General features: G+C 74.2%; 8 protein-coding genes. 2 read left to right on the top strand and 6 right to left on the bottom strand.

Going from position 1 to position 8,366, the window contains the following annotated elements; all coding sequences use genetic code 11:
- Positions 1-1,161, bottom strand: a 1,161-nt coding sequence (locus tag AB0J68_RS21225; protein ID WP_363940108.1) for an MFS transporter, incomplete at its 3' end; no start/stop codon positions are given.
- A 41-nt stretch (positions 1,162-1,202) separates the two neighbouring features.
- Here AB0J68_RS21225 and AB0J68_RS21220 point away from each other — a divergent pair.
- On the top strand, positions 1,203-2,339 hold the full coding sequence (locus tag AB0J68_RS21220; RefSeq protein ID WP_363940106.1) for an ROK family protein: 1,137 nt from the start codon (positions 1,203-1,205) through the stop codon (positions 2,337-2,339).
- A 27-nt stretch (positions 2,340-2,366) separates the two neighbouring features.
- Here AB0J68_RS21220 and AB0J68_RS21215 read toward each other — a convergent pair whose 3' ends face one another.
- Complete coding sequence (locus AB0J68_RS21215; protein WP_354862476.1) at positions 2,367-2,744, bottom strand: MerR family transcriptional regulator; 378 nt, start codon at positions 2,742-2,744, stop codon at positions 2,367-2,369.
- Positions 2,745-2,856: 112 nt separating this feature from the next.
- On the opposite strand from AB0J68_RS21215, the gene AB0J68_RS21210 reads away from it, so the two are divergent.
- Positions 2,857-3,564, top strand: a complete 708-nt coding sequence (locus AB0J68_RS21210) for an SDR family oxidoreductase (RefSeq protein WP_363940104.1) — start codon at positions 2,857-2,859, stop codon at positions 3,562-3,564.
- 96 nt (positions 3,565-3,660) lie between these two features.
- On the opposite strand, the gene AB0J68_RS21205 is transcribed toward AB0J68_RS21210, so the two are convergent.
- Genes AB0J68_RS21205 through AB0J68_RS21190 form a run of 4 tightly spaced genes read right to left on the bottom strand, consistent with a single transcriptional unit; the run spans position 3,661 to position 8,282 of the window.
- Positions 3,661-4,317: a DUF3105 domain-containing protein gene (locus AB0J68_RS21205; protein WP_355066006.1), complete on the bottom strand. Its 657-nt coding sequence runs from the start codon at positions 4,315-4,317 to the stop codon at positions 3,661-3,663.
- Positions 4,310-4,933 (bottom strand): flavoprotein, encoded by a 624-nt coding sequence (locus AB0J68_RS21200; protein ID WP_355066004.1) that lies wholly within the window; start codon positions 4,931-4,933, stop codon positions 4,310-4,312. The genes AB0J68_RS21205 and AB0J68_RS21200 overlap by 8 nt, the downstream gene beginning before the upstream one ends.
- Positions 4,915-7,140: a peptidase domain-containing ABC transporter gene (locus AB0J68_RS21195; RefSeq protein WP_363940101.1), complete on the bottom strand. Its 2,226-nt coding sequence runs from the start codon at positions 7,138-7,140 to the stop codon at positions 4,915-4,917. Before AB0J68_RS21195 ends, AB0J68_RS21200 begins: the two co-directional genes overlap by 19 nt.
- Positions 7,128-8,282: a lanthionine synthetase LanC family protein gene (locus AB0J68_RS21190; protein WP_363940099.1), complete on the bottom strand. Its 1,155-nt coding sequence runs from the start codon at positions 8,280-8,282 to the stop codon at positions 7,128-7,130. The genes AB0J68_RS21195 and AB0J68_RS21190 overlap by 13 nt, the downstream gene beginning before the upstream one ends.
- Positions 8,283-8,366: the final 84 nt, after the last annotated feature.

The raw sequence follows: 8,366 nt of genomic DNA, 5'->3' as shown, positions 1-8,366 counted from the left end.
CAGGCCCAGCCCGACGACGGCCAGGACCAGGCCCACCCGGGCCGGCGCGAGGTAGCCGAGCCCGGCGGCGATGGCGACGCTGCCCAGGGCCGCGCCCAGGCTGTTGGCGATGTTCATGGCGGACTGGTTGAGCGCCGCGCCCATCAGTTGGGCGCCGGGGGCGACCGTGATCAGGCGTGCCTGCAGGACCGGACCGAGGTAGAGGCTCGTCGCGCCGACCAGGAACGCGCCCACGAACAGGCCCACGCGGTTCGACGCGACGAGGCTGAACACACCGATGCTGACGATCATGGCGACGAAGCCGATCATCATGCTGCGGCGGAGGTCCCGGTCGGCGAGCCAGCCGCCCAGGGCGTTGCCGACGGTCATGCCGAGACCCACCGCGACCAGCGCCCACGGCACGGTCGCGGCGGAGAGGCCGGCGACGTCGGTGGTGACCGGCGCGATGTAGGAGTCGACCGCGAAGAACCCGGCGAAGCCGATCGCCCCGGTGGCCGCGACCAGCCAGACCTGCGGGGTCCGCAGGGAGCGCAGTTCGGCGGCCGGCGAACCGTCCGCCGCCGCGGCGACCTCCGGGACGACCGCCAGCACCGCCAGCAGCGTGAGCAGGAAAACCCCGGCGATCACCAGGTACGCCGCACGCCAGCCGACCGCCTGCCCGAGCCGGGTGATCAGCGGTACGCCCACCACGTTGCTCACGGTCAGCCCACCGAGCACGGTGGCGAAGCCCCGGGCCTCGTTGCCGGGGCCCATCAGGGTCGCCGCGAGCAGGCCAGCTGCGCCGAAGTACGCGCCGTGCGGCAGCGCGGCGACGAACCGCGCCACCAGCACCAGTTCGAACGTCGGGGCCGTGGCGGACGCGATCGTGCCGACGGCGAAGAGGACGAGCAGCCCGAGGACGAGCTTGCGGCGCGGCAGGCGCGCGCTGAGCGCGGCGATCAGCGGGGCGCCCACGACCACGCCCAGCGCGTACGCGGTGATCATCCACCCGGCCTGGGCGACCGCGTTCGACGACGATCGGGCGTACTCCTGCGGGAGCAGGCCGCGTGCCATCTCGGGTAGCAGACCCATCGCCACGAACTCCGTCAGTCCGACCGCGACGCCGCCCAGGGCCAGGGCCGCCAACGCCGCCAGGCGCTGATTTCTGCTCAGTCCGTTCACCGAGCGAATTTAGCAACAGCGTTGCGTAATAGGCTGGTGAGATGACGCGCACCACAGCCGACGTGACGTTCCTGCGCGGATACAACCAGGCGCTCGTCATGGCCGTGGGGCGCACCGCGCGGACGTTCGAGCGGTCGACGGTCGTCGACGCCACCGGGCTGACGCCGCAGGCGGTCTCCAAGGTCATCGCCCGCCTGACCGCCGACGGGCTGATCCGTTCCGCCGGCGTCCGCCGCCCCGGCATCGGCAAGCCGGCGGTCGTCTACGAGCTGGTCCCCGACAGCCGGTACGCGATCGGCGCGCACGTCGCCCGACGCACACTGCGACTGGTCCTGGTCGACCTGGCCGGCACCGTGCACCACTCCACGGTCAGCCCTCTGCCCGGCGACTTCACCCCCGAGCAGCTCCTCGACGTCCTGCGGGTCGGCATCGACGCGATCACCGCCGGCACCGAGCTGCGGAGCCGGCTGACCGGCGTGGGCATCGGCATGATCGGCCCACTCGACCACGCGCACGGGCTGGTCCGCGACGCGCACGGACTGCGGCACTGGCACGACGTACCGCTGCGTGAGCTGGCCGAGGCGCACCTGGGCCTGCCGGTGCACCTCGACAAGGACGTGACCGCCGGGATCACCGCCGAGGCGTGGCGGCACGGCGCGACGTTCGGCGACGCGGCGCTCATCATGGTCGAATCCGGCATCGGCGCTGGCTTCCGGCTGGGCGGCGCCGCCCACCGGGGCGCGCACACCAACGCCGGCGAGTTCGGGCACACTGTCGTCGACCTGGACGGGCCCCGCTGCGTCTGCGGACGCCACGGCTGCCTGGAGGTCGTGCACCTGCGCGCCACCGAGGCGGGAGACGTCCCCCGCGCGGCCCGCGTCCTCGCCGTCGGCGTCGTCAACCTGCTCCAGACCCTCGACCTCGCCCACGTGGTGCTGGCCGGCGCGGATCTGCTGCGCCACGCGGAGGTCTACCGCGCCGCGGTCGAGCGGGCCGTCCGCACGGACGTGCCGCGCGCGGACTGGTTGACGCCGACGGTGACCCTGTCCAGCCTGGGCGCGGACGTCATCGCCGCCGGCGCCGCCATGCAGGTGCTCGACCAGCGCTACGGCATCCCCGACCTCGCTCCCGGCGCCCCGCCCACGATCGTGCGACAGTCCGTCGTCGGGGCGCGCTGAGCGGCCCCCAGGGGAGCACGGGGGCGATCACCGCAGGGCGGCGTCCGCATAGGCGCAGCCGCTGGCCGGGCTCTCGCTGGAGCTGATCACCGCGTCGAGTCGGTCCCGGACCTGGACGAGTTGGTCGATCTGTCGGGTGAGGCGGTCGCGTTCGGCGTTCAGCAGGGCACGGGACTGCGGGGTGTTGACCTTCGCGTCGACGCAGGGCAGCAGATCCAGGATCGTCCTGCTGGACAGACCCGCGGCGTAGAGCGTCTGGATGAGCTGGACGCGGTCGAGCGCCTTCTCGTCGTAGTGGCGCTGGCCGCCGCCGCTGCGTTCGGGGATCAGCAGCGACTGCTCCTCGTAGTAGCGCAGGGCGCGCACCGACACACCCGTGCTGGCGGCCAGTTCTCCGATCCGCACGACCCCTCCCCCACGGCGGTGACAGCCGCCACACAACCTTGTCTCTCACGTCCACGTCAGGTTTTAGCGTAGGTCGCGTACGAATCCTCGTCCAACCCAAGCAGAGGGCATCATGCGGATCTCAGGCTCGATCGCGCTGGTCACCGGCGCCAACCGTGGCATCGGCCGGCACTTCACCCGGCAACTCCTCGAACGCGGCGCGACGAAGGTGTACGCCACGGCCCGCGACCCCGAACAGATCGACATCCCCGGCGTCGAGAGGCTCCGCCTGGACATCACCGACCCGCAGGCGGTGCGGGACGCCGCAGCGGTCGCCTCCGACGTGACCCTGCTCGTCAACAACGCCGGAATCACCACGCGGACCAACCTCGTCACCGGCGACCTGCGCATGGTCCGATCCGAGATGGACACGCACTTCTACGGCACCCTCGACATGGTGCGCGCGTTCGCCCCGGTCCTGGGTGCCAACGGCGGCGGCGCCATCCTCAACGTCCTGTCGGCGTTGTCGTGGTTCTCCTACGACGGGGCGAACGCCTACAGCGCCGCCAAGGCGGCCGAGTGGAGCCTGACCAACGGCGTCCGGCTCGAACTGGCCGCGCAGGGCACGCTGGTGACCGGGATGCACCTGGGCGCCGCCGACACCGACATGATGGCCGACTACGACGGCGACAAGATGGACCCCGCCGACGTCGTCTACGCCGCCCTCGACGGCATCGAGGCCGGCCGACTCGAGGTCCTCGCCGACGAGTGGAGCGCCCACGTGAAGGCATCCCTCGCCGGCGATCCGAGCGCGTTCTACGGCACGGCCGCAGCCGGCTGACGCGCCACGACGACAGCGGTCGGCCACCCCGAGGTGACCGGCCGCCGTCGCGTGCAGCGGTCAGAGCCGGGCAGCACCGTCGCGCCGTCGGCGGCGTCACATGCCGGTCGGCTCGGGAGCGTCGCGCGGCGGGTGCGCCAGGACGAACCGCTGCACGGCCGCGCCGCTGACCGCGGCGCAGAACTGCCGGTACCCGGCCTGCGCTCCCCAGTGCGACAGGGCCAGCGGCCGGCCGGCCGGGAACGCCCCGTAGTCGAGGTCCCACGGCGCGACCACGAACCTGCCGCCGTAGCGGTCGTCGCCGAACGTCCGGGCCAGCGCCCGCAGTGCCTCGATCTGGTCGGGGGCGAGCGGTTCGACATACCACAGCACGGTGTAGCCGTGTTCCAGGTTGTGGACCAGCGTCTCGATCGGCGGGCGGTCACGGGTGACATAGAACCGGCGCACGGTCGGGGCGGGCACCACGAAGTGCGGCCCGGACGACGGTGGGACCAGGTCGTACCGGACGCGGGTGACGTACGGCTCGGCGGTCCCCGGGCCGACGTGGAGGCCGGCGCCACTGATCCGGTCGGTCAGCTCCGGATCGCAGCCGGCCCGGTCGGCGTCGACCCCGATCGCGGCGGCCGGTCGGTGGGTGGCCGGGTCGGCGTACGCGCGCAGGAACGGGGTGGCCGCCACCACGAGCAGGACGGCGCCGAGCGCGGTGGCCGCCGCGGCGATTCTCGGCCCGTACCCGGAGCGTGCCTCAGCCACGGCCCGCTCCCTGCGCCAGCAGGTGGGCGGCGGTCCACTCCAGCACCGCCTCCACCGGTGGCATCCCCCGGCCCGCGAGGGTGCCGGTGCTCAGCGCGAGCACGGGAACGGGCGGCACCACGCCGTACCCGTCGGCGCGCAACCGCGCCACGTTGCGCTGCACGGCGGGGCGCTGCCACATCGCCGCGTTCATCGACGGCACCAGCACGACCGGAGCGGCGGCGGCCAGCACGCAGGTGGCGACCAGGGTGTCGGCGATTCCCAGGGCCGCCTTGGCCAGGGTGTTGGCGGTGGCGGGCATGACGAGCACCAGATCGGCCCACCCGGTCAGGGTCAGGTGCGCGACGTCGGTCGTCGCCTCCTCGTCGGTCAGCGCCGGGCGTCCGGTCAGGAGGGCGAACGAAGCAGCCGGGACGAAGCGGGCAGCGGCGGGAGTGAGCACGACCCGCACGTCGAGTCCCAACGCGTGGCGCATCACCATGATCGACTGAGGCAGCGTCAGCACGTCCGCGGATCCGCAGGCGGCGACGAGGATCCGCCGCGCCGGGAACGGCCCCGGGTCGTCGGCGGAGACGACCGGGCGCTGCGGCGCCTCGGTCACGGTACGGGTATCCATGCGTCGCCTCCTGCGTGGGCGGGTTCGTCGTCGGTCAACTGGCAGCGGACCAGGTCGGCGTACACGCCCCCGGCACGCAGCAGCTCGTCGTGCCGTCCGCGCTCCACGAGCCGGCCACCGGCGACGACGAGAATCTGGTCGGCGTTACGGACGGTGCTCAGCCGGTGGGCCACCACGATCCGGGTGCAGCGCATCGCCGAGATCGCCTCGTCGACGCGCCGCTCGGTGGCCACGTCGAGGTGGCTGGTCGCCTCGTCCAGCAGGAGCACGGCGGGCTGCCCCGCCAGGGCCCGCGCGATGGACAGCCGCTGCCGCTGCCCACCGGAGAGCGCCTGGCCCCGCTCGGCGACCTGGGTGTCGTAGCCCATCGGCATCGCCGCGATGTCCTCGTCGATCGCGGCGGCCTCGGCGGCCGCCCGGATCGCCGGCATGCCGGCACCCGGATGCACCAGGCTGATGTTGCGCCGGATGGAGTCGCGGAACAGGTAGCTCTCCTGCAACACCACCCCGAACTGGCGGCGCAGAGCGGTCGGGTCGATGCGCGACAGGGGCACCCCGTCGAACAGGATCTCCCCGCCGGTGGGCCGGTAGAGGCCGGTCAGCAGCATGGCCAGGGTGCTCTTGCCACTGCCCGACGGCCCCACCACGGCGACCTTCTCCCCCGGTGCGACGTCGAAGGAGATCTCCCGCAGCACCGGCGCCGCGCCACCGTCGTAGCGGAAGCTCAGGTCGCGGACGCTGATCCGGCCGGTGAGGCGGGGCGCGGGCAGGTCGGGGTCCCCGGCGGGCTCCGGCTGGGCGGCGAAGACGTCCCGCAGGCGTTGCAGGTGCGACACGACCGACTGGAGCACCTGCGCGCTGCTCACCAGCGAGGCCAACGGGATGAGCGCGGACAGCGCCAACGCCTGCAGGCCCAGGGTCGCACCGAGGCCGGCGCCCTCGAAGAGCCGACCGGTGCCGAGCCACAGCAGCGCCAGCGGCCCGGCGAGTTGGACGCTCGCGGTGATGTTGGCGACCGTGGCCGAGAGCCGGTTCTGGGCGATGTCGGCGTCCAGCGCGGTGGTGTAGCGGCGCAGCCAACCGTCGTACACCTGCCGCTCGGCGCCCATCGACTTGACCGTCGCGATGCCCGACAGCGCCTCCATCAACGCGCTCTCCGCGTCGGCCTGCACGGTGAGGTGCCGCTGGCTCAGCCGCAGCAGTCGGCCGTTGACCAGCGCGACGGCCGCCACCTGGACGACACCGATCGCGGCGGCGAGCCCGGCGAAGGTGAGGTCCCTGGCCACCAGCACCCCGAAGTACGCGATCACCAGCACACCGTCGATGACCGCCGTCAGGACCTGGGTGGTGACCAGTTCGCGCAGCAGGATGCTGCTGGACAGCCGCTGCATCAGGTCGCCGCTGGCCCGCTGCTGGAAGAACGCGTACGGCAGCCGCAGCAGGTGCCCGAACAGCCGGGTCATCAGCGCGGCGTCCACCCTGGCCTGCAACGTGACCAGGAGCCGGGAGCGCAGGTAGGCCACGCCGAACTGGGTGAGCACCAGCGCCCCGATGCCCAACGCCAGGTACGGCATGAGGCCGGTCTCCCGGGCCGGCATGATCTGGTCGAAGGCAACCGTCGTGGCCAGGGGCAGGGCCAGTCCCAGGGTCTGGAGCACCAGGGAGACGCCGAACGCCGCGCCCAGCCGGGGCAGGAAGGGCCGCAGCAGCGGGTGCGCGCGCCGCCAGCGGGCCACCGGACCGGGCCGGGAGACGGCTGGCTCGGGCACGGCCGCGGGGTCGGGGGTGAAGGTCAGCACCGTGCCGCTGAAGCCGGCGGCGAACTCGGCGGCGCTGAGCAGCCGACGCCCGAGCGCCGGGTCGACGAGCCGAACACCCCGCACGCCGACGTGCTCCACCACGACGAAGTGGGCGTCCTCCCAGTGGGCGACGGCCGGCAGGGGCAGCTCCCCGACCTGGGCGGCGTCGGCGCGGAACGCGCGGCCCCGCAACCCGAACCGGGAGGACGCGGTCAGCAGCGCCCGCGCGGTGACGCCGTCGCGGCCGACGTCGAGCTTGTCGCGCACCCGCGCCAGCGAGGCGCGTACGCCGTGCCGGCGGGCGACCATGGCCAGACACGCGGCTCCGCAGTCGGTGTCGGTCATCTGCATCACCAGCGGCACCCGCTGCCGGCGCCACCACGCCGGGATGCTGGTCAGGCGGCCCACTGTCGCCTCCGAACGCCGAGCGCGCCGGTGCGCGCGTCCGCCGGTGGCGCCAGCAGGAGAACCGACGGCACCCGTTCGGGTGCGGCGAGCCGCAGCAGGGCGAGCCCGATCCCCGACAGGCCGGTCATCAGCTCCGGCGTGGCGAGCGCTGTCGGGTTGGCGCAGCGCCAGCCACCGCTGAGGCCGTCGCGCAGGACCGCCGCCGCGGGCGCCGCCGCCTGCTGGGGGGCGGCCGTCAGCAGCAGGTCGAGGTTGCCGAGGTCGCCGTGGCACAGCGCGTGGTTACGACCGAAGCCGGTGGCGAGCGTCGTCCGGACGGCCGTGCCGATCTCCGCGTCCAGCGCCTCGTCGGGGCCGAGGGCGTCGCGCAGCAGCAGCCGCGACAGCCCCACCCCGGGGGCGCCGTGGCACCAGGTCACCGTGCTCTGCCCCGGCCGGCGCAGGTCAGCCCAGTTCGCCAGCTCGGGGCGAAACAGGCTGCGGTCGTACGCGAGCACGCGGGCCGCCGCGTCGGTGTAGGCGGGATCGCCGGTCACCTGCCCGGCGCGGGCCAGCGCGGCGGCGATGCCGGCGGAGCCGTGCGACAGCCCGCCGAGGAGGTCGCCGGCGGCCCCACGGGCCGGGTGCGGGTAGTGCTCGGCGGCGGCGCGAAGTCGTCCGGCGGCCGCTCGCAGGGCGGGCTCGACCCGGTCGGGGTCCAGACCCGCGCCGGAGACGGCGAGGACGGCGCCGGCGTACCCGTCGACCAGGTCGAGGGCCTGCTCGCCGGCGGCCAGCCCGACGATCCGCGCCAACGCCACGTCGACCACCGGCGCGTACCGGTCGGTCCGCCACAGCGCCCCGAGGTGCCCGAAGGTGTAGAGCAGGCCCGACCAGCCGGTGAACGCGCCGATCCGGTCACCGGGAATCCGCTGGTCGAGGACGCGGGCCGCCAGCCCGGCAGCCGCCCGGCCGGCGAGGTCGGTGAATCGCCGTTCACCGGTGAGTCGGCCGGCGTGGGCCAGGAACAGCGCCACGCCCGCGATGCCGTCGTAGAGGTGCGGGCCGAGCGGCGTCGGCGCCCACCGGCCCGGGTCGGCGGCCGAGGGCGTGAGGCCGAACCAGGTCGGCTCGGCACCGGGGCAGGCGAGACCGGCCACCACGTCCGCCACCTCGGCCGCGGGGGGCCGGGGGGGCGGCGGGGGGGGGGGGGGCGCCCGGGGCCCGAGCCCCCCCCCCCCCCCCCC

Source organism: Micromonospora sp. NPDC049580 (genome assembly GCF_040675595.1).
Lineage (GTDB): Bacteria > Actinomycetota > Actinomycetes > Mycobacteriales > Micromonosporaceae > Micromonospora.
Note: the sequence above shows the minus strand (reverse complement) of the source record. Positions and strands in the feature narration are given on the sequence as shown.